The following is a 23,866-nucleotide window of genomic DNA, read 5'->3' on the forward strand; positions in this document are numbered from 1 at the left end:
GGGCGTTTTTATTTCATCCTTAAAACTATTATGTTAGTGATTAATTAACGCTATACTTTTCCCCTATTTAACCTGCTTTTGGAAACCGTTATGAGTCTTTCAACACTGCCTGTTTTCTATGTTGATGCTTTTACCAATACCCAGTTTCAAGGCAACCCTGCCGCGGTCGTATTACTTGATGAATGGTTACCAGATAACCAATTGATTGCGATTGCGGCTGAAATTAATTTATCAGAAACCGCATTTTTAGTTGGGGATCATATTCGCTGGTTCACACCGGCGGTAGAGGTCAATCTCTGTGGGCATGCCACATTAGCGGCTGCATTTGTCCTTAATCAGTTTAGGCAACACCCCATTAACCCTTTTATTTTTAAATCCCTCTCAGGAGAGCTGACGCTTTATAAAAATGGCAGTGGGTTTACTCTCGATTTCCCTATTCTCAACACACAACCCGCTTCAATTGCAGATTACCCACAGCTAGCCGATATTTTGGGGGTTGAAATTGAAGCATTGTGGCTAGCTAAAGATCGCTATGTCTGTTTCTTAAGTAGCCCTGACCAAGTGGCACACTGCACTCCAAATATGTCTGCTTTAGCTGCACTGCCTCTACCTGGCCTAACAATTACAGCAGCAAGTCATGAACCACATATCGACTTTGTTTCACGCTATTTTGCCCCAGCTAAAGGCGTGGATGAAGATCCCGTCACAGGTACCTCGCATTGTGCCATTGCCCCATTATGGGCGGCTCGCTTAAATAAAAATCAGTTAGTCGGCCATCAAATATCGGCTCGTGGTGGTGTCGTACTATGTGCGGTTGAAGATCAGCGGGTAAAATTAACGGGTGAGGCAACACTGTTTTTAACGGGTCATATACATCTATGATCACTAATATATTTACCCTTGAAATATCATCGGTGTAATTTATTTTAAAAGCATATTACACTGAGTTGATAGATGAAAGGCAGCTAGGCGACGACGCATATGCCACTAAATACATACAAATGTATGCCATTATTGCATCAATGCCGTCAGCAATGCTGCCATTTGAAGTATGACGAATATCGTCTCCACAGCAATTATTGTAAGGCCATATTATGCGTTCTGACGTTGATGAGATAATCACGCAAAAAATTGAAGGTTCTATCACAAGTGTTTCAAAGGTTATTTTTCCAACCACCACTAACCACCACGACACCTTATTTGGTGGTACCGCTCTCGCTTGGATGGATGAGGTCTCTTTTATTACCGCAACACGTTTTTGCCGTAAACGCTTAGTGACAGTCTCAACCGAAAAAATCAATTTCACTCACCCGATTCCTTCTGGCACTATCGTCGAATTAGTCGGTAAAGTTAGCCGCGTTGGTCGAACAAGTTTGACTGTCAATGTGTCGATATTCTTAGAAGATATGTATCGTGAAGGACGCGAAGAAGTGATCCATGGTCAATTTAATTTTGTTGCCGTTGATGATAACGGAAAACCAACACCAATCATTGATTAATATAAAGTTTTAATTAGTTAAAATAGCAATAAATATACCAATGGACACACTCATGGACACAAAACCAATCCCTATAAACAAGGGCTTATTCACTATAAACTGCATTCTACATATATCAGTTGCCTAACATAAAAGATATTAAAAGCCCAACTCAATCGTGTGTTCTATTTTTCTGCTCCTATTGAAATTACATTGCATTTTACTGTATAAAACAACAGTGTTTTGTACGCAAGATGTTTATCACCTTACACCTATGAAGGAGCATTTATGGTTAATATCAAAATAAGACTTGACCTCAACATGAAAGGGAAGCTCCCTATCGGCACCTTTCAAGCACTTCAAGCTCAAGTTGAGAAGAGATTAAAAAATAAATACCCTGAATTAAATGTGGATATTGGCTGGGGAGCTCATACTAGCCTAAATATTGATGGGCTAAAAAAGAATGAAAAAAAAGACTACATCGAAGAAGTGCTGCAAGAGATTTGGGAAGATGATAGCTGGCTCCCCGAAGGAAAACAAACGGAAGATATAGAATATTTTGACAAGTAGCCAGCGCGACAGGTAGCGATAGCAAACTAAGTCAGCGCTGAGAATAAGCCCCTAAATACCATAGGGGCTTTTGCTTATTTAGCGCTCTACAGCCTCCTCCTCCGCTTGCCTATCCGCCTCCTCTTTCGCCAATCGCTCGGCTTCTGCTTGCTTGAGGTTGTAGATGGAATTCACCGGCATTTCGACACGCATATCTATCCAGCGAGACTCGGGAACGTCACACGGCTCATAGTTTTCGTAGTAAACAGGGTTGCCGTCTTTATCTATGTACTTAATGCGCTTGTTCTGGAAGCGTTCTGGCATATCTACGTTCTGTTGATGGAAAACAAAAACTTCAATATCCCCATCAGGTCTCACCTTGTAATCAATAAGCACCATGTTTTTACCGTTATGGTCTTGAGGAATAACAAAGCCGTTATTGATACCCCATGCACCATCTGCATTGAAGCCTACAACACCTTTAATGAGGTAATGACCGATGCCAAGTTTCTGCATAGTCACCCCCTCGGCTTCGTCATTGGTTTCAATATGCTCAGCAAATACTTTAACAATCGGGGATGCCGCTTTTAAGTTGCCGTTGGAGTCTTTTGTTGTGTTTCTATCTGTCCATAAATTGTAATCGAAAAATTTATTATTATTCCCACCAATGGCCCTAACGCCTTTTCCAGTATAATCCGCGCTAATTGTTGTATAGGTATCACCTGCCTTGAAAAAAGCGGTTACCCCATACGCGAAGTGATAAGGTGACTCCTGCGCTGCATTTCTAAAAACATGTGAAACTCTGTCCTTGTTTTTATAGTAATCAATCATTCCTTGCGCATCTAGCGAGATTGAATCACCCGAACCGCCGAAGCCAAAATCACCCGCCTTCATTAGCGTGCCATTACCTGACGGCAGTTTAATATAATAAGTGGCACCATTGATTCGATAATAAATATCAGGCGTTTCTCTCGCTAGTGAGAGCATCATGGCTTGCTTATCATCATTAGACCAGACACCGATAGCTTCTTCGTTTCTGACTTCTTTTTTAAATGTTTGGTTTCCAGAAGAGGCTAAAGAGGCTTTCCCATCTAGCTGCTTATCCATTTCTTTCGCCGTTCTCAGCTGCTGTGTTGTGCCATCGGGTAACGTCACTGTAATTGTACCGCTTTCTGTCGCCCACCGATTTAAGATATCGCTGAACTGCACGTTCGCAACGTTCATTGCTACAATCTTGTTTGCTGCATCAGAGACTGAATTCACCATCGTTGTCAATATTTGATACGGTGCATTGCTCACCGATGCAGGCACAGGAAAACTCAGTGTTATCTCTGTGTTGCTCTGAATAGACGCAATGCTGTTAATGCAAATCGTTGCGCCATTTTGAATTAAAATAACCTGCTCTGCGGACACTCGCGAGTTGTTATCTTTCCACTTAGTACCTACTCCGATTAACTTAGTGCTGTTTGCTGTCGTTGTTACTGTTCCTACGTTGTACATAATATTCTCCGAAATTTAGATACAAAAAAACCGCACTAGGCGGCTTTTGTTTTTGTGGGGATTTTTTATTTAATAAATAACTTCATCTGTTGATGGGAAGACAATAACTCTAGCGCGCATAATGAATCGAGTCGTCTCATTTCTGAATTGAGGGATGCTTATTCCGATTGATGATTCGCCATCACCGGAGGGCACGTCGACAACAAACTCATTCAGTGCATAGAAATCACTCTCAAGTAAATACGCGTTTGGCCTATTCTGCTTGATGCCATCTACATAAATATCACACAACCCCATATTCTGCCCGAGTGATGGAGCTCTGTATGTCATCGCTGCTCGGTTTGGTGTTTTAAAGCCAGTATGACCAGGCACCACATCAATCGGTGTTAATGCTCCCTGTACCCATACATGACATTTTTGAGATCGCTTTTTAACTTTAAAAAGCTCAACAACGTGTGAGCCAAACCAACTTTTATTTATATAGATATCTTTTGTAACTGAAACAATGTTTCCTTTTATGTTCTCAGCATAAATAGTTCCGTGCACATCACAGTTTTTAGCAATAACGACATTATTAAATGTTCCACTTGTCGCATTAATTTCCCCTCTTGCTTTGATGTTTTGAAATTCAGCAAAACCATTTTTATTGATGTGCCACCCTGAGCTACCTGCACTGTAGCTATTTGATTGAATAACATTTCCAATTTTGGCGTTAGTAATCGAGCCATCTTGAATAAGTCCTGAGCCGATGAATACTTGCCCGTTAACAACCATAAATGCAGGCTCTAGCTTGCCACTTACAGGGTTAAAGATACCAAACGTATCAGCACTGAAACCAATTTGCGTGACGACTTGGCCGTTTTTTACCTCCGCTCCCATCATGAACTTGGAATCATAATACTGACCATTCCACCAAATCCCTGCTTTGATAGTGTAAATTGCCGAGCCATTGCCGTTATGGTCAAAAATGGTTTGACCACGTTGCTCAATCGCTGCCTGCTGATTGTCAAACTCAGCTCTCGTCAACTGACTGAAATCCGCCAAAGCTTGCTCGTTGTCGCTGATTGACTGCTTGTTATCACTGATTGACGACTCTGCTTGACCGATTCGAGTAGATAAATCTGTGTTAACTTTAGCAATCGCCTGGTCTTGCTTCGCAATCGCTTCTTTCTGCGTGTCAATTTGGGCTTGAACGGTGTCAATCCTGCTATCAAACTTCGCGTTGAGCTGTTCATGGCTTTTTGCAACTGACTGCTGAGTATCTGCCAGCGCTTCTTCTACTCGCGTAAAACGAGCGCCGTTCTCACCGAGCTGGGCATCAATTTGCGTGAACTTCTGCGCATAAGCTTTATCGTTATCAACAATAATTTTGTTGGTTTCACGGATAGAAGCTTTAGCACGCAAAATCTCAGACCCTTGCTCATTTTGCTGCGCTGCGAGTTGTAACGTCGTTTCAGCTTGCGATGACTCAGCGTTTGCTTGAGTGTTTTGAATGTTCGCTATCGTCGCTTCATTGCTATCAAAGCGTGAAGAAGACACTTGCTCAAGCTCTGTCAACGTCTTATCAGTCTCAGCGATGGCCTTTGTGTTAGTTGTCACTGCGGCGCTGATATCTGATAACTCTTTGTTTGTCTTGTCTATTTCCTCTTTATTAGCGTTAATATCTTTCCCGAGTTCTGCGCGCACTTGCTCTGTGCGTTCTGAGTGTGCTTTGTCTTTCTCAGCAATCGATTTACGCACATCCACGAATTCAGCTTGCGAATCTTCGTAGTGCGCTTTCACGCTCTCCGCTAGCTCAGCCGTTGCTTTTTCATTCGCCGCTGTTGCATTCGCAATACGCTTGACGTCCGCTTTCGACTGTAGCAACTCAGAGCTATGTTGGTTAACTTGAGCTGTCGTCTGCATTATCGCTTCTGAAACTGCAAGCTCCACATTTGACAATGACGTCTCAAAGTGCGTGATATAGCCGCGCATCTCGCCGAATTCAGCTGTAGTTGATTGTTCAAACTTCGCTTGTGATTGCTTTAAATCGGCGGTTGCTGTTTCGACTGTTGTGACGCGTGATTTAACACCATCGACATCAGCTTTCACTTGACTGATTTGCTGCGCCGTTGCTTTCTCATAGCTCGACTGAGCATCCTTAATATTCAGGATTTCAGATGCGTTATAATCGACTTTTGCGGTGATTTGCTCTTGCCAGCGCGCAGCGGCCTCTCTGTCAGTGACTTGCACTTGCTCAATGCGGAATATCTCAGCTTTTCTATCAGCAACCTCTTCTTTCAAGCTGAAATGAACTTCCGTCGTGAACTTAGTGTTCATCATTACTGCTTCGCTGACCGCTTCAACATCTCTGTCAATGCTGACAACTTTCTGCTTCACATCAATCGTGTCCAACTCAAGCTCTGCAATCGCTTCTTTGCTAAAGTCAATCTGCTCTTGCATCTGTTTGCCAGCTTCGTTGGTGAGGAAGGTGTCGCCCAGCTCGTCAACCATATCCTTTGGCGTTCCACTAGCTTGACCCACAGCTTCGACAAATTGCGATTTTCCATAGCTGTTAACAGTACGAACATAAAACCAATAATCTGTACCCGCCTTTAAGTTATCCTTAGTCCAAAATTGCCCCTGACCTTGTCTGTTGGCTTTTGTGGTGACTTCGACGTCATTCGTACTGGCCAGTTTTTTGTCGCTGAACCAGAATTCAAATGTATAGCCATGCTGCGCTGTTTCGCCCCCATGCGGAATACAGGTCAATGAGAACATGCCGCCAACCATTTCAACACTGACCGGTTTAGGTGGAGCTTGGATATCAAAATCCACAATCGCTGGGGCAGACATCGCGCCAGCCGCATTAATTGACCGAACTTCGGCACGATATGAGCCACGCACAAGCCCCGATAAATCAACGCGGTCACTTGGCACTTGAATCGATTGGATAACCTTGCCATTTTCAAGAATATTCACTGTGTTATAGCGAACATCGGCAGCAGCTGACTGCCAACTCAGATAGCCTTGAACCACTTCACCAATATTTGTTGGCACAAAAGTTAGGTTTAGTGGTGGAGCGACACCGCCAGTCGGTAAAACCGTAAATGGCGGGCGCACAAAAGGCTTACCAATGATGTCTTCATAGATATGTGGTCCATCCTCTTCGAGCAGTAACTCGACCCCTTCTTGCGGATGAAACTTCCACTCAGCCACGCGGCACTCAAAGTTCTGTATACCGATATGAGGCAAGTTCAGCAAGCCAACATCCCCTGGTCTGTATGCGTAGCCGTCCATATTCATCTTTAACTGAATACGACGACCGGCACGTTTTTTACGTAGATACAAGTTTGTGACTCTTGCGGCTTGATACGGGCTAACAATAAAACGATAGTCAATGTTCTCTTTTATCTCTAATCCGTCTTCTTCAACCCACTCTTCAACAATAACAGGCTCAAAGTCTGTTTGAATATATTGTTGCTCTGCATCGACAAACGTACCGTAAATCGCATTGGTTGCATCACGTAACCCTAGTTCTGGTGTGATATTGACTGTATCAATGATTTGATTTGGCTCGATACGCAATACAGCAGGCCCATTGTACGCTTGCATCAGAATGCCATGTTTCCCTGCCACGTAAGTCGGCTCGGCAGCAATGCACTTGTGCATATGATCAAGCACTGACGCTGGCGATTCGGAAAGCTCATAAGCGCCATTAATTGTATAGCGAGGCTCCGTATTACCCTCAGGGGTCATTACAGGTTCATCACATAAATCAGCAGCGACTTTGAACGCATCAAAATCAATGTCGGAATCAGGAACGTTTAAATAACTACGATAATAATCAAGAATGACTAATGCGCCGTTATTACTCCACACGGTTTTACCAGTGCGCGGGTCATAGATTTGCTTCCCCCACACTTCGACTTTGACGTTTGGCACGCCGTATGGAAATTTCTCAGCATCGTATTTAAGTGTTAAACGTAACCACGCTAAGCCATCCCCTATCATGTCTTCCTTCCATGACGGGGCATTTTTTAACATGTAGGGGTCACAATCCGTGCGGCTATTGTGAAACTCATAATCCGCTTTATCGCCGAATTCACCAATCAAATCGTCATTCAGCCAAATTTGACCAATGCGGTCTACTTTATGTGCTGCAATGGCTAGTGCCATAAATAAGCGTTCGTTTTCTGTTTGGTCACCCTTTTCTTCTTCGGCAAAAAAGAGCAGCCCTGAACACACTGTTTTACCGACGATAATGGTTTCTGGTGCTACAGCAGAGCGTAATATTTGTTTGCGTTCTGATTGGTCGCGATAGCCGGAAGGCAATTTATCCTTGAAGAGCATTGAGCTAGCAGCCTGAACAGCAATGCCCGCTGCAATTAAAGCTGTTCCTAGTCCACCAGTAACAATAACGCCAGCAATCATCAGACCCGTCGAAACAACACTTGATACAACTTTACCCATTTACTCCACTCTCCATGCCTTCACTGGTTGATAATTGACAGGCATTGCACCACTCTCAGTGACCGCCCAAATTTTATTCGCCCACAACACGCCAAGCGTTTTACCGTCGCCACCCTCAAACAAAACAATGTCACCGCGACTTGCTATATTTACGGGGATTTCAATAAAGAAGCGTGATAGTGCTGACTCAATATCGCCAAACTCAGACTTCAGGACACGCGCTGCGCCTGTTTTTGTTTTGTATCGACCTCGCACATTTGCACATGGATCAAAGTCACAAATCGCCATCACGCAATCCGCCGCAAATAAGCAGCAATCATGTTCACCCCATGAAAAAGGGCGACTCATTGCTTTTTGTAAGGTTTGAGGGAGTCGAGTAGTCCAGTTGATGTGGCGCATTTAATTATCTCCAGGCATAAAAAAACCCGCCGAAGCGGGTGTTTATAAATATTTCCATAAAAAAGGCTAAATTATGTAAATTAATTGCATAAACTTAGCCATTCATCAGAAAAACCTTTTGTACCATCGTCTATTAATGACATCTGCCCTATTTGAATAAAATTTTTGTAGCCTGTATATGCACCAAAGCTATTTTTTGCATTTACCTGCCCACAAACGGCCCCCGAACGGCCAAGCCTAGTACTTCTTATCTCAGCAGAGGCCGGATCTTTGAGTGAATTCCTCAATCGTTTTTCACCAAACGAGATTTGATTCCTTTCTTCTATTGCCTCTTTTCTTAGCCTGTCTTTAAGCTCCTCAGCCTTAAGCCTTGCCTCATATCCTTCACCAAATATAGGGGTTGACGAATTAACAAACATCAAGCTAAAAACACAAACTACAATAACACCAATCGATGAGGCAATAGCCCCCACTTTATCACAAGAAGCAGCGACAATTAACGATAACGGCACAAGTAATAATAGTGAAACTGGCGATCTAAAAAGAAAATAAACAGACACCAAAAAAACAATTAACGCTAATAGCGCGAAATATTTTCCTCCACCCCCTGACTCTTTTTCATTGCTCTTAATTTGAGCTCCAGAATTACCTGATTCTTTTTCCTTGCGCTTAATTTGAGATCCGGCGTATTTAGCCGCGTTACTCATTACTAAGTAATCTCTATGATTATACTTATCATTAACCCTATACACCCCATCATCACCAATATCACCTACAACCCCATTAATGACCATTGTTGTGATAAGTTCACTGCATGTACGCTCGTCCAACTCAAATACTTTACATAGCAATTCACTATTAAATGTCTTTTTGTGCGTACAATACATAACAACATCATCGTAAATTCGCTCTATGTGACTTATCATGTCACTATCAATATTTTTTGTATTTGATTCCACCACGGATACCTAGCCTATCGATTGTTTTTAATACATTAGCGGTGTAATAACCATACCAAACCCATAAACGTAATAAAATAGAGACAAATCAAATAACGGGGGTGCAGATCACTTATAAATAAATACAGGAGCATCTTTTTTGCTACCCCAGTAAATTGCACGCTCTGCCATCTGTGCTGAGTAACGGAATATACGATCACCATTGTGCCGCTTTGACCACGATTCGTCAGTAAACCTATCCGGTAACCCTTGCGACCAGCGCTCAAATCGATTTGAGACAGTAACAGCCACCTCACATTTATCCCCCGCACTCACACCAATATTGCTAATCTGCCCCGCAAATAACACCTCAGCAAGAACGGGCTGCCCGTCCTCATTAAGCGCAACCATCATTATCCTAACTTCGCGCCCTCGACTTCGCTCGTTCATTACATCACCTAAGAGTGAAGCGTCAAAGCCACTCAGCGATAAAATAAGTTGCTGAGGGCTAGTTGTATTTTCTTCTGATACCGTCTCAATAGCACCAAACTGCCCCACACCTTGATAGACTTCACCTGCAATGATTAAATTACCCGTCGATGTATGCACTCGTGTTACTCCGGACTTTAGGTCAAGTTTTGCGGCGACGACGATATAGCACCCCTCATTAATCGCTTTAACCATCTCATTCGAAAAAGGATGATAATTCATCAATAAAGCGCCTCCTCAAAAGAAAGTGTCGTTGATGTAAAAATACCCGGCACCCGACGCAGCCGACCTTGGTTATTGTCGGTTAGCTTAAAGATGCCATAAGGATTTTGTACTTCAATCTTTTCACCTACTGAAGGGGGATTGCGAAGCATCGGGGAAAACACAATAGTTGCATTTCCTTCCGCATCGCTTATCACGTCAGAGGTTACTTTTTTAAGTTCATGATTAATTGTGATGTTATCAGCAGCTCTTAGCACTAACGAGTTGGGTATCCAACCTTTAGTTAACAAGGAGCGCCCAGTTTGATTGGGTTGATTAACAACAGGCTCCCCCACATTGTCAACACCACGCCTTGCCCAATCAAATAACCTGATACGCCCCGACTCCCCATCTAATTGAGCCAGAATAACTTCCAGTATCCGCGATTTATCATCCGTTAAGTTATTGAGTGCTAAATCACAGCGCCAGCGGCTACCAGGGAAACGCACTGTTTGTGCGCTCCCAGTAAACGTTGAAATAAAGGTTTTGGTGTTGCTAATCAGTTGCCAATCAAGGGATGATGGCTCCAACTCTTTAGGCCAAGTGAGAATGTCCATGTTTATTTCCCTAGCGTTTTACGCAATTTACCATTTGTTTGAAAATCTCGCATGATATCAGCCTTAGCCTTTGCCGCGCCTTCTTCCGCCCCTTGGCGCGCCGCCTCTCTTAATGCCGCTTCAAGCGCAGCATCACCATTACCATGAACATGAATTTCCTGCTGAATAGTTGTGCCACCAGCCGGTTTCTCATTAACAGGCATATCAATTTTAGGGAGTTGAGCACGAACACCCAGCGAGCCATCTTTAGCGCGAGTCAGTGGCATAATGGCTTCGGGACCAGCCTCGCCCATTAAACCTAGCGATGGAACGCCCCCTTTTGCAAACGGGAAGAATGTCGGAGCGTCAATAACTTGACCACTATAAGCACTAAGCCCCGGTGTGTTGTACATGCCGCCCTTAGCGTTCGGCACATAGCTTTGCCAACTCGTAGACATCCCCATGGCACCTGTATTTGCACTAGAGGCTCCTGCGCTAGCGCCTGCAGATGCGCCACCTGCAAAGCCGCCAAACAACCCCGTCAGTGAGTTTGTTATCATGGCTTGCATAGCAATACGAACAAGGTCTTGAATAATAGCTTGAGCCAGTGATGCTGATAGCTCTTGCAACGCTTCTGAAAATGACTTAGAGCCTGTCAATATTCCCGTCAGCGCATTGCTAGTGCGTTGCTCAACAGTTTCCAACAAGTTCATCTGCATTTTCTGCCATTTGCCCTGTGCACCATAAAGCTCTTTTGCAGCTTCTAATTGAGCCTCTTTCGAGCGATTAGTTGCTGCAATCATGAGTTCCTGGTACCGCTCCTGACTAATCAAGTCATTGTTGCGGTAGGCCTCATATAATGCTCGTTGTTCATTAAGCTGGTTTTGCAGTTTAACAACAGGGTCAATTTCCCCCGAAATCTCATAACTTGGTAAGGCCTTTTGGTTGGCTTCTTCGGTTAACTTTTGCTTGATGTAATCATTACGCAGTTGCAAGCTGGCGGTATAATACTGCTGCTCACTTAACAGATTGGCTTGACGAAGTTCGTTCAACTCCTTGGCAGCTTCTTTTTCTTTGCGAACAATAGCTTCATAAGGACTGTATTTTTCTGCGAGCTCTAAGCGCTTGCGCTGATGATTTTCTTCATTCAGCAGCGCTAGACGCTTCATCTCAGACTGACTGACGTAGCCTTTTTTATTCAACTCAATTAATTTGTCGTTATTCTCCTTTTCATCAGCAAGTATCTTTTGCAGACTTGAAAAATGTTCAGACTCAATCGATTTCCGCAACTGCCGATAATCGTTAAGTGCTTTATTTTTACCTTTATCTTTATCGCTCTCAGTCAATTTCGGGGTGGGGAGCTCGCCATTTCCAGATACTTCGACCTTTGAGCCTGAATCTATTTTATCTATTAGCTCCTTCACCGTTGCGGCATTAGCTTTTAGCGTGTTAAGGTTTTGATTTACTGTATCAAGTTTAGCTTGTTCTTCTGTTAACCTATCATTGTCAGGGCCTTTCTTCCCGAAAATCCGACCAAAGCTATTTGTATGATCGTTTTTGATACCATGGATTTGCCCCTGAATGCCATTAGCAACCTTCTCCATTTCCATTATTTCTTTTTTATATTCAATTAGCTTCGCTCCTAACTGAGCCCTACTTAGATTTGCTAATTCAGCGATTGTGATCTTAATAACAGAGTTGAGCTCAAGAGCTTTTTGTTTAGCTTCACCAGCCTTTTCAGATACATAAAATAAAGCACCACCCAACATCATGGCTGCGCCGACTGGTCCACCCAATAATGCCATTGTTCCGCGCAAAGCTCGTGATGCATAATTCAAGCGATTTTGTGCGGCCGTAAGCTCGTCAACAGTTGCTCTTTCAGCACGATTAAGAGAAATGATTGTGGCTGAGTTTTTCGCCATTTGTTGACGTATTGCATTACGCTGAGTTTCAGTCTGAGCCGCACGTAGCTGTGCTGCTAATGACTCTTGAGTGGTAATAGCAAATGCCTTGTCAGCTCGAATTTTCTCAAGCGTGGTCTCTAACCCTTTCGCCTGTGCCGCATTCAAAACATAATTGTTTTTCGCTGTAACAAGCATGTTTTTACCAGCTTCATACGCACTCAGCGACAAATTGCCCATATAGCGCGATAAACCAATCCCCCCTATCGCAATCGCCGCTGTCGCAAAACTGCTAAAGTTTTCACTGATTGTAGCTAACCCTGCCGCCATGGAACGAGTGATCCCCAAACTGGCGTTAATTTCACCAAAATAAGATTTGGCTGCATTGGTCGCCTTGGTGAAACTATCCGAAACCGTGTTATCCATGCTGTCCGCAAGGGCATTATTCGCCTCTTTGGCATTAATCAACGCGTTGGCAAATAATGTCATTGCAATGCCGCTTTTAGCTGCCATTTGCTTTACATCATTTTCAGTGACTTTAACGCCACCGCGCATGCGTGAGAGTTCTTTGGCTATATCCCCCACGACAGAAGGCATGGCATTTAACACAGAATGCCAGTCATTACCCTTTAAAACACCGGTGACCATCGCGCGGTTTAATGCGTTATAGGCGGATTCAGTTTGTTGTGCACTGGTCGCATTGGCTGTAAAAACCGACGATAACGATTCAATGTAATCCAGCGTATTTTCCGTGGAATATCCCAGCTCTTTCATTGCCGAAGCTGAACCCACATACAGTTCTTGGGTCGTTTCAATCGCCTTCCCGTTGCGGTTGCTCACCGTTAAAAAGCGCTGCTGAAGCTCCTCATAACGACTGATATCGCCTTCAACTGAATTTAATGCCATTTTTATCCGTGCGGACATCTGCCCCCAGTCATCAACAACGGTGATCAGCGTTGATACCGAAAAGAAGCCCGCTAACGCCCCTGACATCATCTTAGCGGTGTTAGTGACAGTGGCTAGTTGCCTATTGATGTCGCTTAATGCCTGACGCTGAGCACGTAATTCACGCTCAAGGCGACGACTGTTTGCCCCCATCGAACGATAATAATCCGTTCCCATTCGGCTGGCGCGTGCGATTTCAGCCTGATAACTGGTTGAGTTAGCCGAAATTTTAATAATAAGTTCACGAAGTTTTGACATAAAAAACCTTCAGCAAAATCGTTACCCTGATAATGATGCAAAAAAATCTTCTAATCCCGACCCTGCTTGCTCCTCCGCCTGCACACTCTCGACATCCCACCGGAGCAGCGTATCGTTCAAGGTTGTCTTGACCCCTTGAGCATTAAAAATAGCGGCTGTAATTTGGGCTGCATGCACATCTTGACGCGCATCACCAATGGGGTTTATCGAATCAAATGCCCACCAGAGCTGTAATTCACTGGCAGGCATCTGACTGATTTCAGAGAGGGTTTTCCCTAGCCGTAAGGCCAAGGTGAGCAAGAACTTTAGTGCAGGCTCACGGACTTTTTTTCTGCCTCATTCGTGCTGGTAATGAGTTGAAAAGCCTGATTAACCAACCGTGCATGAACGGGGCCGTAAATTTTCAGTACCTCGCCCTTATCTTCGGGGGTAAAAACTGGGGTTAAGTCTTCGTCAAGCAGGACGTTGATCAGGAACTCAACATCCGTTTCAAGATTACGCTTCACCACCTCTTCCGTGCTCATTTCGGTCGTTTCCCCCAAATCGCGGTGCTCTTTTAGCCATTTCAGCCAGATAGAGACCGACGGCTCGCGCAATACAACATCACAACCCCACTCAGGGACGTGTACTTTTTTAGTGCGAAATGAATTTGCAGCATTCAGGGCGACATCACGCAAGTTTAAGGTTTTCTTTGCCATTACTTAGTGCCTCCGGCCGGTTGAGACTGCGTTGCTGGTGCTGACTTGCCTTTTACGACGGGCGTTGGCTTACCTTTCAAGCGTAGCGTAAATGAAGCGCTAACAACGCCACCAGTGGAAACTGACCAGCTATTTTGACGCACCTCCGCTAAAAAGACGTAACCATTACCCGAGGGAAAAACCACTTTAAAGGCATGAACCGTGTCGTCGTCATACGCCTGACGTAACACCTCCTGCCCCTCGTCAGGTGTCCAGTTACCACTGATAGTCACTTCCGCCGAAGCTGGCAGCCCGTTTGTGGTCTCCTGCTCGGTAGAGCATAGTGTTGTAACATCAATGTCGGCCTTTTGACCGCCCGTATAGCTAATTTCTTTCGTTGAGCAATCAATCGACACCGAATCTGTTTCGACAGCAGTAATATCCGTTGCCGCCAGTCTAGATACACTGATTTTGGTGCCTTGCGTTTTTTCATATTTAGCCATTCTTTAATTTCCTATAGACATAAAAAAAGCTGCCGAAGCAGCTTGTGAGGGTAATTTGAAGTTATTGCCAAACTTGACATTCTAGGGTGGCGCGAAAAAGCTTTGTGTCCGACTCATAAGATTGCCGCTCCGTTATTGATGTAGGGTTCAATACGTTAATCGCTTGCCGCATCCCATCACGAATGATCCGCGCTTCGTCAACTGTATTTGCATAAACATCAATTTGAATATTGGTCATGGTTTCCGCCTGCCCACTAAAGACATCACTCGGGATGTCGTAAATAGACAAAACGCACCAAGGCGCTGTGACGGGTTTGTTTTGTGGTACAACATAAGAAAAGACTTTGTTCGGCAAAACTGGCTTTAACAGTGGGATGATATCGCCTTCTGTCATCGTCGCAGCACCTCATCAATGGCCTGATTTAACTTACTGATCGCAAACTCCGCCGCTTCATCAGCCTTGCTATCAAATGCAGGACGAATAAACGGATGTGGGGGCATTTTTGATGTCCCCTCTTCAAGGAAGCGCCAATAGTAAGCATTGCGCGGATCATCCGCTTTCATCTTACTATCACTGTTTGTTCCTGCTTTATTGGTGCCTCGAACATAAACCCCTGCCGAGACCTCACCACGCTGACGGCCGCGTTGATTACCTGCAACAATGTTTTTGGCCAGTTTCCCTGTACGCTTTGGGGCTTTCGCTCTGGCTTCATCACGCAGCACACTCGCTGCCGCATAAGCCGCCTGTCGCAATACTCTGTTACTTTCTGCCTGACTAAGTAATTCCAACTCCCTAGAAACGTCATGGAGTCCGCCAAAATCAATACGCACATCAACCATCGGAAACTCCTTGCTTGCACAACAACTCAAGACGTGTGAATTTAACATCAGGGATCACGGATTGGATATCGTAATTCAGCCCACGGTAGACCATGCGGCATGCTGGGGTAATATCCGCCCGATAACGCAACCAAACACGCACAGTCACTTCGGCCATCTCTGCATCCGCTGCCAGTAACTCGCGACCGCTAATCATTCTCACTTCTGCCCGAACCGAGGCAATATCTTGCCAATTATCCACATAAGTGCCTGACGGTAATTCAACAGGATTGTTTTTCTGAAAGGTGACTTTGTGTCGTAATCGCCCTGCTTGCATCCCACCTCCTTATAAACCATAAATACGGTAAGGTTGAAGTAGCGCGCTAACCGCGAGAGGCTGGGATGAGAAAGACGACCCAATCACCGCATTTTCCCGATTGGCATACCATTGACCAATCAGTAATAGCATGGCGTTTTTGACATCATCACTTAGCAGTAATGGTTCGGGATCGTCCTGATAACCGGTAGATGATTCGCTTTCATACAATTTCCGCCGCGTGTAGTTTTCGACATACTTCACGGCAGCCGCTGTATAAACAGCCAGTAACTTATCATCATCAGTAAAATCAGCCTCGATATTGCAATGCGCTTTAACGAGTTCAAGAGAAAGCATTATTTCTCCTTTTTCGCCTTCGTTTGCTTTGTGCTCGACTGTCCAGTAGCGTGATTGACAACACTGTCAGAGGCATAGCCTTTTTGGATCAATTCACGCCCATGCTGCTCAGTTGTCTCAATTTCATCACCTTCAACGGCCACGCCACCGCCAAAGCAAATGGGGCGCAATAGCTTTAGTTTCATTTCGATGCTCCCAAAAGAAAGGCGACCGCAAAGGCCGCCTAAGTGGATTACTCACCCGACGCAGGCGCTGTAAAATCGCCGTAAACAAACGCCTCTGGACGCTTCACGGCTAATGCCAAACGCTCTTCACAACGGATAGAGATCATGTTTTTCTCAAAGTCATCCGCGTTTTCAGTTGAAATCACCACGTTGGTTTCTTCTCGGTCAAAAAGCTGAGCGCCCGCGTTGAAGGCACCGGTTAAGAACTTACCTTTAAATGCGGCAGTTTCCGTGACCACGACGGGCAAGCCCCATAACGTTGGCCCTGTTAATGCCGATGGGTTTGCTAAAATGTAGCGACCCAGCGAATCTTTCAGCAGCTCAATCTTCGCCCAGTCAATGAAGTGCAGAACGTGCCCCGTTGCCGGGAAACGAGCCAATTGCGCTTGCAGCATCGCAAGACGCAGATCATCAATGCCGTTTTGTTTATCAACAGCAAACTCCGCGTTGAACTTCGATGCTTGCGGGATGATCCCGTGTAAATGTGCACCTGAGCCGTCACCGAACAAAATTTCTTGCTCTTCGACAAACTTCAAGCCGTAACGCATTTCAGCATCCACCAATGACTGCAACTGTGCAAAGTCATCCAAGATCTGCTTAGACGCCTTGAACATATGTGCAATCGTCGTGACTGGCGTAATTTTGGTTGCAAACTGAATGTCGCTGTACGGCTTGGTGGTATTTTCCGGCACCACGGTAGCCGCGTTAGTAAATCCAGTTTGTTGCACCCAGAAAATAGCCGGTGAGGTTGTCTTCCCGGAAGCAATTAAATCGCGAATGAATAGGCGTTGTTTCGGCGCGACATCAATTCCCGGTAAGCGTTGCGGCTCAACCACGCCTTCTGCAACATCAACCGAGGTCAATGCAGCCTGAACGGGAACCGAAATTCGCTTGTTGCCCTGAATGCTGGAATTAATGTCTTTGAGCACGTCGGCTGAGATGACCTGCTGCCCGATGGTTTTGGCGGCCTGAATAGCATGAGTTAATGGCATTTGAGCCACATGCTGCTCCAACTCACCCAAGGAAGCTTTCAGTGTTTTTTCAGACTCACGCAGCGCATTGAGTTCCGTTGCCATTTGGTCTACAGCGGCTTTGGTTTCAGCACTCAAGGAGCCAACCTTTTGCGCTTCTTTTAGCGCTTCTTCGGCTTTAGCATTAAATTTACCGTTGGCTTCTTCAATTTTAGCCGACAGATTTTTCAGTAATTCATTTGTATCAGACATAGTGTCTCCAATTAGTTAACAGTGGCAAAAGCATTGACTGCCTTTTCCAATTCAGAAAGCGTTTCGGGATGAATGTCAGTGGTAGCGCTTGGCATACCGTGAGTATCTGAAGTAGCGCTCGGCATACTTCGTGTTAACGCACTGATGAGCCTTCGTCGTTCAGAGCGTGGTGTTTTAGCTTTAGCCAGTAAGGCATCTAATTTACGGATAGCCGCTTGTGGGCTTTCATCGCCATCATCCATAGCATCGGCAGCGAGCAGGCTATCCGCAAAGCCTTTCTCAATCGCATCATTCGCACCAATATAGGTTTCGTTATCCATCATCTGGCTGATGGTCTCTTCTGGTAGACCGCTACGCGCAACGTAGATATCCGACATGGATTTATCGAAAGGAGCCAGATCATTCGCCAATTTCGCAAAGTCATGGCGATTGCCGACCCCCACAGCCCAGCAGTTATGGATCATCAAAAAAGCACCGCGCCCCATTCTGATTTCATCGCCCGCCATGGCAATAACGGAAGCGGCTGAGGCTGCAATACCGAGAATGTTAACGGTGACTTTACCATTGTGTGCACGAAGCAGGTTATAGATGGCCAATCCTTCAAACATATCCCCACCCGGGCTATTGATGTTGACAACAACATCTTGGTTTCCGATAGCGCGGAGGGCGGCAGAAATCCGCTTAGCGGTAACGCCTTCCCCCCAAAAATCCTCACCAATCACATCCAACACCGAAATAGTGTTGTCCGAACTGGCGGCGCGAATACCGCTATTCCACTTATCCAGTGCTTTAGGTTTAAGTTCATAGCTAATCGATGCGCAGGGGCGATCCTCCAGTGCAACTGGCAGATGACTTTTTTTCATTTAAATTACTCCTCGATATGAGGTGAGTTGTGTTGAACCGTGGGAGTACCCTCAGGGAACAACCAATTTGTGATTTGCGCCTTGAGCTGTTCAGGATCATGACGCAATGTGTCTTTCCCCAATTGTTCAATGGGCGTCAGGTTGAGCTGAACAGTATAGATGTCTCCCCCTTCAATGGGGGGTAAGTTTTCGAGCCGTCTTACGTCATTTCGACTCATCCAACCATTTTGTAATGCCGTTGTGTAGTATGCAGCGCGACCCGCACTGTCCGCACGGAGCAATCCCTCAACTGAAAACTCAGCGTAATAGTCATCATCACTATCAAGCAGGCAACGGTTGATTTCTTGCTCAATATTGACCAGTAACGGCCGTAAGGTGTTGGTCAGAAACTGCATGTTCATCCCTTCCACACTGGATGCCCAACTGCTCTGTTTATCGGCATGCCCCACCATAAAAGGCGGCACCCGGAACCAGCGACAAATTTCCTCAATGCTCCATGATCGGCTCTGTAACAACTGCGCATCTTCGGGGTTCATGGAAATGCCGTTATAAGTCAGGTCATTTTCCAAAATCATCAACTTGCCTGCATTTTCAGAGCTGATAAATGCGTTCAAGTAACCCCGCAACTTTTCGCGCTGCTCTTTAGTTAGTGCTGTTTTTGAGGATAAGAAGCCTGATGCGAGCAAGCCATTGCGAAAAATCTTAGCGGCCGTTTCATCGGTAGCTATCGCCGAACCTAAGATATTGCGCCCCACCTGGATCGGCGTAAGACCAACAACCCCGTCTAACCCAAACCCACGAATATGCATCATGTTTTTAACGGGGATAGGCCGATTCTTCCCCCCTTGCTCCACGCATTGATAATCCAACAGGCCATTATCAAGTCGCTTTACCGTCACTAATTGTGGCAATAATGGCTGCAAGGAAACCAGCTTTCCACCGATATAGCGTTTTTCAATATACGCATTACCTTGTAAGCAAATGCTAGCAACAACCATCAACATAAATCGTGAGGGGGTCATTTCCGCGTTAGGCCGCCGGCACAGTACACGATAAGCAGGATGGTCTTTCGCTATCACCCGAGAACCGTCAGCTTGATACTGGTAAATTTTCAAGGGCAGTGTTGAAATCGACTCACTCAGGAGCCGAACGCATGACCAGACAGCAGAAAGCTGTAGCGCCTTATCTGTTGATACAGTCTTCCCACTACTGCTTAGTCCGCCTAGCGCTTTTAATAAATCTTGAGTATCAATCCCTACCGGCGTTTTTTGCTGGCTAGCCTGTAGCTGCCGAGTCTTGCGTTGTGATTTTCGTCTGGCCATTAGAACCCTACCATGATTGGATCATCAAAAAAGCCGTCGATATCCCCGTGCTCAATCTCAACGCCGTTTGAAGCGCCAACGGCCATCGCAAAAGCAACCATGCCGTCCATCCGCCCCGTTGATTTCTCTTTGGTCAGTTTACGGTTTGAAGAAGCATCTTTAATGGTAATGGCATTTGCCGCACACATATTCATCACAGGGTGATTGCCATGCCGGATCTGCTTATTGAGTAACATCTGCTCAAGCTTATCAAGCGCAGGGGCCATATCTTTGTACCCCTGCCCAAATTCAACCAGCGGCAGGCTTAAACCGATATTTTCAGCCGCCTTCTTAAACATTTGGATGCGCCAGCGGTCAAACGCAATGACTTCAATATCAAAATCAGCCAGAATTTCCGCGATATCTTTCACGACATAATCGTAATCAACCATAGAGCCGGGGGTCGTGCGAAGTAGGCCTTGTTTCGCCCACACGTCATACGGCACGCGGTCCGTTTTTGCTCGGTCTAATAGTGTCTGTTTCGGAGTCCAAAAGAACGGATACAGGTTCCATTTGCCATCGGCAGACTGGCCAATCACCACTAAGGCGGTTAAGTCTTTCGATTCTGACAAATCAAGGCCGGCATAACATTTGCCGACAATCGGTTGAACCGGTGATTGACAAGACTCCCACACCGAACGGGAAATAAACGGCGATACCGTGGAAACACGCTGATTTAAATTCAGGTTACGAAAGGTGTTTTCACTCGACGGCATGCGTGAGGCCATCTCCGCTAATCGTTTCATATCATCCAAGGAGCGGAAATTACCCAGTGCAGGGTTCGCGGCTTTCCATGCTTCGGGATCTAACACATCCGCATCTTTATCAGCTTCATACACATGAGACACAATGTGTGGATCTTTAGAGTTTTTTGCATCGTCGAGCCAAATACTGAATAAGTCAGCATCGCTCGCGGCTTGCGTACTGATCGCAATCAGTAAGGGGTTTTTATGTGCCCCTTGCGAAGTGACAATGGCATCCACAAACTCACTGCGCGGCCCCACTATCTGCCCGACTTCATCAAGAATAGCCAAAACAGGCGATAAGCCGTGCGCGGTTTTCCCTTCGGCGGACAAGGCGCGATACTCCACATTGCACGGTTTACCCACTAATCGCTTACCGCTGGGGATAATGTGGACAATCTCTTGCAGCTTCGGATTCAGATTAATCATCTTCACTGCCAAATTGAACACGATGGCCGCTTGCTCTCGGCTCATGGCGCCACTGACAATTTGTGAGTTTTGCACCGCTTCAGGGCCAATCAAATGTGCCAGTAAAATACCGGCAATCAACCCTGTTTTCCCGTTCTTACGGGCAATACTTAAATAGGCTTTATCCGTGCGATGTGGATTATCGTAGATCGCCAAAATAAACCGCTTTTGGAAATCATCCAACCGCATAGGTTGGCCTAATAGCTCCCCTTCGGGAACAATACAGTAACGCTCAATAAACGCGATAACACGTTCACCTCGTGTCATGGTTCCTCCTTAATGCATGGGAGCCGCCAGTAGATCATCATCCTGCATATTATTCAGGGTGTTTCTGGCATTGGCATCGTTTTTGTTTCGATTGCGTTGGTCACGACTTTCGCCGTTAGTGGCGTGAGAATGGATTTGTAAATCACGGCGTTGTGCAAGCACCGTACGCTGTAACTCCACGACCTGCTTGCGCAAATCTTTGATCAGCGCTTCGTTCCGCTCCTCACCTCGTATTCGCTCTTCTTTGCGTAAATCACGCCGTAAAACGGTGATATAGAGCTGATTATTGGCTAATTCTACCGCCGCCAACAGGTCAGAGGGTGTCCAACTGTCTAGGGCTTTCGAGCGGATATTGTCATGCCAAAATGGCTCCGCTTTTTTCTCCAAACCTGCATAGCGTGGCGGTTCGATGGTATCAGCGGCAGCATTTTGCATGGCTTGAATTTCAGCGCTCGCACTGTCGGAGCGCTTTCGTTTTCCTGCCATTAGTGCCTCGTAAAAAAAGAAAAAAAATCGGGTTAGCGTTATTTCGAAGGTTAGCGGTCGGTAATTCAGGGCAAAGGTTTTGAAGTTTTACCCCACCCCTCCCGCTATGATTTCATCGCAAAACTATTTCAAATGAATATCAGGTGCATCTACTGTCAAATCACTATTCGAATTAAATGTAACCGTCACTTGTGGTGGGTGACGTCCATTTGAGTGCTCTATACGAAGTAAGGTTTGATTGCTCAACAGAACCCCATCCACTGATAATCCAAATCCTACAAACGCATCGCCTCGATAGAGTTTTGATAGCTTTGCTTGCTTTTCATTCTTCATCTTCTTTGTCCTGTTGATTATTTAGTAATGCTATTTATTCCAGTGTGAGTTAGGGTCAAGCGGTATACCATCTTCACTACAGCCGACAACAATACCGCTCTTCTCCATCCGTTGCTTAGTGGAGTTATGATGTGGTGCACATAGACTTTGGTAGTTGTTGGTATCCCAGAATAACTTTTGAGCTTTGGCTATCTGTTCAGGGCTACCTGAATCAAGCGCATCCTTCAATCTGTGAGGGATGATATGGTCGACGACGGTTGCAGCAGTAACGCGCCCTTGCTCTTGACACATCACACATAAGGGATGTCTAGTAAGGTAGTCGCGCCTGACCGCTGCCCATCGACCGCCATAAACATTTGGCTTCTTCATAGCGCACGCGACAAAGTACCACCGCGACACAGCTCCTCTGCAATCGTCCGCTTGATGGTTTCCGCTAGCGATTTCTCTTGTTGCTCCATAGTTTGCTTTAAGCTGATGATAGACATGTTATTAATGCTTTCTTTGCATCGCGCATCTTCAAGCTGCTTATTTAGCTGGGTAATCTGACGCTGTAGACCAGATAGGTATTGCGCTGTTGATTGTTCGCTAGCAGCTGATGTGCATTGTGCATGGGTTAGTTGTGATTGAAGCTCATCAAATCGAGCCTCTACTTGTTGCTTATACTGATCGAATTCTGTCTCTTTATGAGATACTGCGTCATCCAACCGAGCGGCGGTAGCGGATGGCTTCAACGTCGACTCAGATCGCTCAACTTTAATATGTTGACGAATGACCGGTCGTATTGCTTGTTTTACTGCTTGTTTTAAGTCTTCTTTGTATTCATCGCTGTGCAAGCCTGAAACGGTATATTTAATTGTGGGCATTGGTGCTGCTTTTGAAATCAATGCTTCATCAATAAATACCTGCCCGTTTGTAATAAGGAATGCATCAGCATCAAACCCAACGCTTGCTGGCTGCTTCAATCCTGCACTACCCATCAACTCTTTAATGCGCTTTAGTTGTGCTTCCAGCTTATCTAAGTCGGTTGTGTCTACCGATACTTTTAGGTGAATCGTCTTTCTATCTGACATGATTGTCTCCATGGATTATAAGTGTTTGATGATATTTGACTCTGTCACAAAAGCAGAATATCGGCATTGGTCATCGTTTCAGTGACCAATGGAAATAGATGGTAATGCATTGTTTTTATTACTAACGGTCAAATTGACCGCCTTTACGTGTCGTTGTGGACTAAATGGCGATTTCCACCATACCTATACTGTCATGGTAGCCCCCCTGATTTCTCAGAGGCTCATTATTCGCTTGCATATTTTGAATGCGTCAACTACATTTAATGTGGCATTCATTAGTTTAATAGATGTGCTTAGCCCGCGGTGTGTGGGCTTTTTTTATTCTTTCGGAATGCTTTTATCCAGTTCTTCCCGGAATTGATCTGGCTTATCAAAACCCTGCGTTGCCATGATATTTCCCCATTAAAAAGCCCCGCTATTTTGCGAGGCTCAGATTTGTAATATCTGCTT

General features: G+C 45.3%; 26 protein-coding genes. 3 read left to right on the top strand and 23 right to left on the bottom strand.

What is annotated here, in order from left to right; all coding sequences use genetic code 11:
• The first annotated feature begins 90 nt into the window (after nucleotides 1-90).
• The 3 genes from PR833_RS12410 to PR833_RS12420 all read left to right on the top strand — a co-directional run bounded on the left by PR833_RS12410 (nucleotide 91) and on the right by PR833_RS12420 (nucleotide 2,048).
• Complete coding sequence (locus tag PR833_RS12410; protein WP_272526186.1) at nucleotides 91-882, top strand: PhzF family phenazine biosynthesis protein; 792 nt, start codon at nucleotides 91-93, stop codon at nucleotides 880-882.
• 212 nt (nucleotides 883-1,094) lie between these two features.
• Complete coding sequence (locus tag PR833_RS12415; protein ID WP_004918488.1) at nucleotides 1,095-1,499, top strand: acyl-CoA thioesterase; 405 nt, start codon at nucleotides 1,095-1,097, stop codon at nucleotides 1,497-1,499.
• A 267-nt stretch (nucleotides 1,500-1,766) separates the two neighbouring features.
• Nucleotides 1,767-2,048, top strand: a complete 282-nt coding sequence (locus PR833_RS12420) for a DinI-like family protein (RefSeq protein WP_060561364.1) — start codon at nucleotides 1,767-1,769, stop codon at nucleotides 2,046-2,048.
• Between the two features lie 78 nt (nucleotides 2,049-2,126).
• Here PR833_RS12420 and PR833_RS12425 read toward each other — a convergent pair whose 3' ends face one another.
• The 23 genes from PR833_RS12425 to PR833_RS12535 all read right to left on the bottom strand — a co-directional run bounded on the left by PR833_RS12425 (nucleotide 2,127) and on the right by PR833_RS12535 (nucleotide 23,416).
• Entirely contained in the window at nucleotides 2,127-3,527 is a 1,401-nt protein-coding gene (locus tag PR833_RS12425; protein ID WP_150376643.1) for a phage tail fiber protein, read from the bottom strand.
• A 69-nt stretch (nucleotides 3,528-3,596) separates the two neighbouring features.
• The gene (locus PR833_RS12430; RefSeq protein WP_150376641.1) at nucleotides 3,597-7,979 is read right to left on the bottom strand and encodes a phage tail tip fiber protein; all 4,383 of its coding nucleotides are present in this window, start codon (nucleotides 7,977-7,979) and stop codon (nucleotides 3,597-3,599) included.
• Nucleotides 7,980-8,378, bottom strand: coding sequence for a DUF6950 family protein (locus tag PR833_RS12435; protein ID WP_060561557.1), 399 nt, complete (start codon nucleotides 8,376-8,378; stop codon nucleotides 7,980-7,982). It lies immediately after the preceding gene.
• 80 nt (nucleotides 8,379-8,458) lie between these two features.
• Nucleotides 8,459-9,337 (bottom strand): hypothetical protein, encoded by an 879-nt coding sequence (locus PR833_RS12440; RefSeq protein WP_014656477.1) that lies wholly within the window; start codon nucleotides 9,335-9,337, stop codon nucleotides 8,459-8,461.
• Between the two features lie 108 nt (nucleotides 9,338-9,445).
• Entirely contained in the window at nucleotides 9,446-10,027 is a 582-nt protein-coding gene (locus PR833_RS12445) for a hypothetical protein (RefSeq protein WP_014656478.1), read from the bottom strand.
• Complete coding sequence (locus PR833_RS12450; protein WP_014656479.1) at nucleotides 10,027-10,623, bottom strand: hypothetical protein; 597 nt, start codon at nucleotides 10,621-10,623, stop codon at nucleotides 10,027-10,029. Before PR833_RS12450 ends, PR833_RS12445 begins: the two co-directional genes overlap by 1 nt.
• 2 nt (nucleotides 10,624-10,625) lie before the next feature.
• On the bottom strand, nucleotides 10,626-13,706 hold the full coding sequence (locus tag PR833_RS12455; protein ID WP_150376639.1) for a tape measure protein: 3,081 nt from the start codon (nucleotides 13,704-13,706) through the stop codon (nucleotides 10,626-10,628).
• A 21-nt stretch (nucleotides 13,707-13,727) separates the two neighbouring features.
• Nucleotides 13,728-13,997, bottom strand: coding sequence for a phage tail assembly protein T (locus tag PR833_RS12460; RefSeq protein WP_306464634.1), 270 nt, complete (start codon nucleotides 13,995-13,997; stop codon nucleotides 13,728-13,730).
• Between the two features lie 14 nt (nucleotides 13,998-14,011).
• Complete coding sequence (locus tag PR833_RS12465) at nucleotides 14,012-14,404, bottom strand: phage tail assembly chaperone (protein ID WP_014656482.1); 393 nt, start codon at nucleotides 14,402-14,404, stop codon at nucleotides 14,012-14,014.
• Complete coding sequence (locus PR833_RS12470; RefSeq protein WP_150376637.1) at nucleotides 14,404-14,886, bottom strand: phage tail tube protein; 483 nt, start codon at nucleotides 14,884-14,886, stop codon at nucleotides 14,404-14,406. The genes PR833_RS12465 and PR833_RS12470 overlap by 1 nt, the downstream gene beginning before the upstream one ends.
• A 61-nt stretch (nucleotides 14,887-14,947) precedes the next feature.
• Nucleotides 14,948-15,280, bottom strand: coding sequence for a hypothetical protein (locus PR833_RS12475; protein WP_014656484.1), 333 nt, complete (start codon nucleotides 15,278-15,280; stop codon nucleotides 14,948-14,950).
• Nucleotides 15,277-15,726 carry an HK97-gp10 family putative phage morphogenesis protein gene (locus tag PR833_RS12480; RefSeq protein WP_060561550.1) on the bottom strand — a complete coding sequence of 150 codons (450 nt, stop codon included), beginning with the start codon at nucleotides 15,724-15,726 and terminating at the stop codon, nucleotides 15,277-15,279. The genes PR833_RS12475 and PR833_RS12480 overlap by 4 nt, the downstream gene beginning before the upstream one ends.
• Nucleotides 15,719-16,042, bottom strand: a complete 324-nt coding sequence (locus tag PR833_RS12485) for a phage head closure protein (protein ID WP_036940618.1) — start codon at nucleotides 16,040-16,042, stop codon at nucleotides 15,719-15,721. Before PR833_RS12485 ends, PR833_RS12480 begins: the two co-directional genes overlap by 8 nt.
• Before the next feature lie 9 nt (nucleotides 16,043-16,051).
• The gene (locus PR833_RS12490; RefSeq protein ID WP_036940621.1) at nucleotides 16,052-16,378 is read right to left on the bottom strand and encodes a head-tail connector protein; all 327 of its coding nucleotides are present in this window, start codon (nucleotides 16,376-16,378) and stop codon (nucleotides 16,052-16,054) included.
• A complete protein-coding gene (locus PR833_RS12495) occupies nucleotides 16,378-16,563 on the bottom strand; it encodes a DUF7210 family protein (RefSeq protein ID WP_150376635.1) in 186 nt (61 codons plus the stop codon). The genes PR833_RS12490 and PR833_RS12495 overlap by 1 nt, the downstream gene beginning before the upstream one ends.
• Before the next feature lie 47 nt (nucleotides 16,564-16,610).
• Nucleotides 16,611-17,825 (bottom strand): phage major capsid protein, encoded by a 1,215-nt coding sequence (locus tag PR833_RS12500; protein ID WP_060561547.1) that lies wholly within the window; start codon nucleotides 17,823-17,825, stop codon nucleotides 16,611-16,613.
• An 11-nt stretch (nucleotides 17,826-17,836) separates the two neighbouring features.
• On the bottom strand, nucleotides 17,837-18,688 hold the full coding sequence (locus PR833_RS12505) for a head maturation protease, ClpP-related (protein ID WP_150376633.1): 852 nt from the start codon (nucleotides 18,686-18,688) through the stop codon (nucleotides 17,837-17,839).
• 5 nt (nucleotides 18,689-18,693) lie between these two features.
• Nucleotides 18,694-20,010, bottom strand: coding sequence for a phage portal protein (locus PR833_RS12510; protein ID WP_060561545.1), 1,317 nt, complete (start codon nucleotides 20,008-20,010; stop codon nucleotides 18,694-18,696).
• The gene (locus PR833_RS12515; protein WP_053110565.1) at nucleotides 20,010-21,527 is read right to left on the bottom strand and encodes a terminase large subunit; all 1,518 of its coding nucleotides are present in this window, start codon (nucleotides 21,525-21,527) and stop codon (nucleotides 20,010-20,012) included. Before PR833_RS12515 ends, PR833_RS12510 begins: the two co-directional genes overlap by 1 nt.
• Nucleotides 21,528-21,536: 9 nt before the next feature.
• Nucleotides 21,537-22,013, bottom strand: coding sequence for a hypothetical protein (locus tag PR833_RS12520; protein ID WP_060561544.1), 477 nt, complete (start codon nucleotides 22,011-22,013; stop codon nucleotides 21,537-21,539).
• 123 nt (nucleotides 22,014-22,136) lie between these two features.
• Complete coding sequence (locus PR833_RS12525) at nucleotides 22,137-22,346, bottom strand: hypothetical protein (RefSeq protein WP_105874216.1); 210 nt, start codon at nucleotides 22,344-22,346, stop codon at nucleotides 22,137-22,139.
• 30 nt (nucleotides 22,347-22,376) lie between these two features.
• Nucleotides 22,377-22,715, bottom strand: coding sequence for an HNH endonuclease (locus PR833_RS12530; protein WP_150376631.1), 339 nt, complete (start codon nucleotides 22,713-22,715; stop codon nucleotides 22,377-22,379).
• Nucleotides 22,712-23,416: a hypothetical protein gene (locus tag PR833_RS12535; protein ID WP_141173786.1), complete on the bottom strand. Its 705-nt coding sequence runs from the start codon at nucleotides 23,414-23,416 to the stop codon at nucleotides 22,712-22,714. Before PR833_RS12535 ends, PR833_RS12530 begins: the two co-directional genes overlap by 4 nt.
• Between the last annotated feature and the right edge of the window lie 450 nt (nucleotides 23,417-23,866).

The sequence above is a fragment of the Providencia sp. PROV189 genome (assembly GCF_028480065.1).
Taxonomy (GTDB): domain Bacteria; phylum Pseudomonadota; class Gammaproteobacteria; order Enterobacterales; family Enterobacteriaceae; genus Providencia; species Providencia stuartii.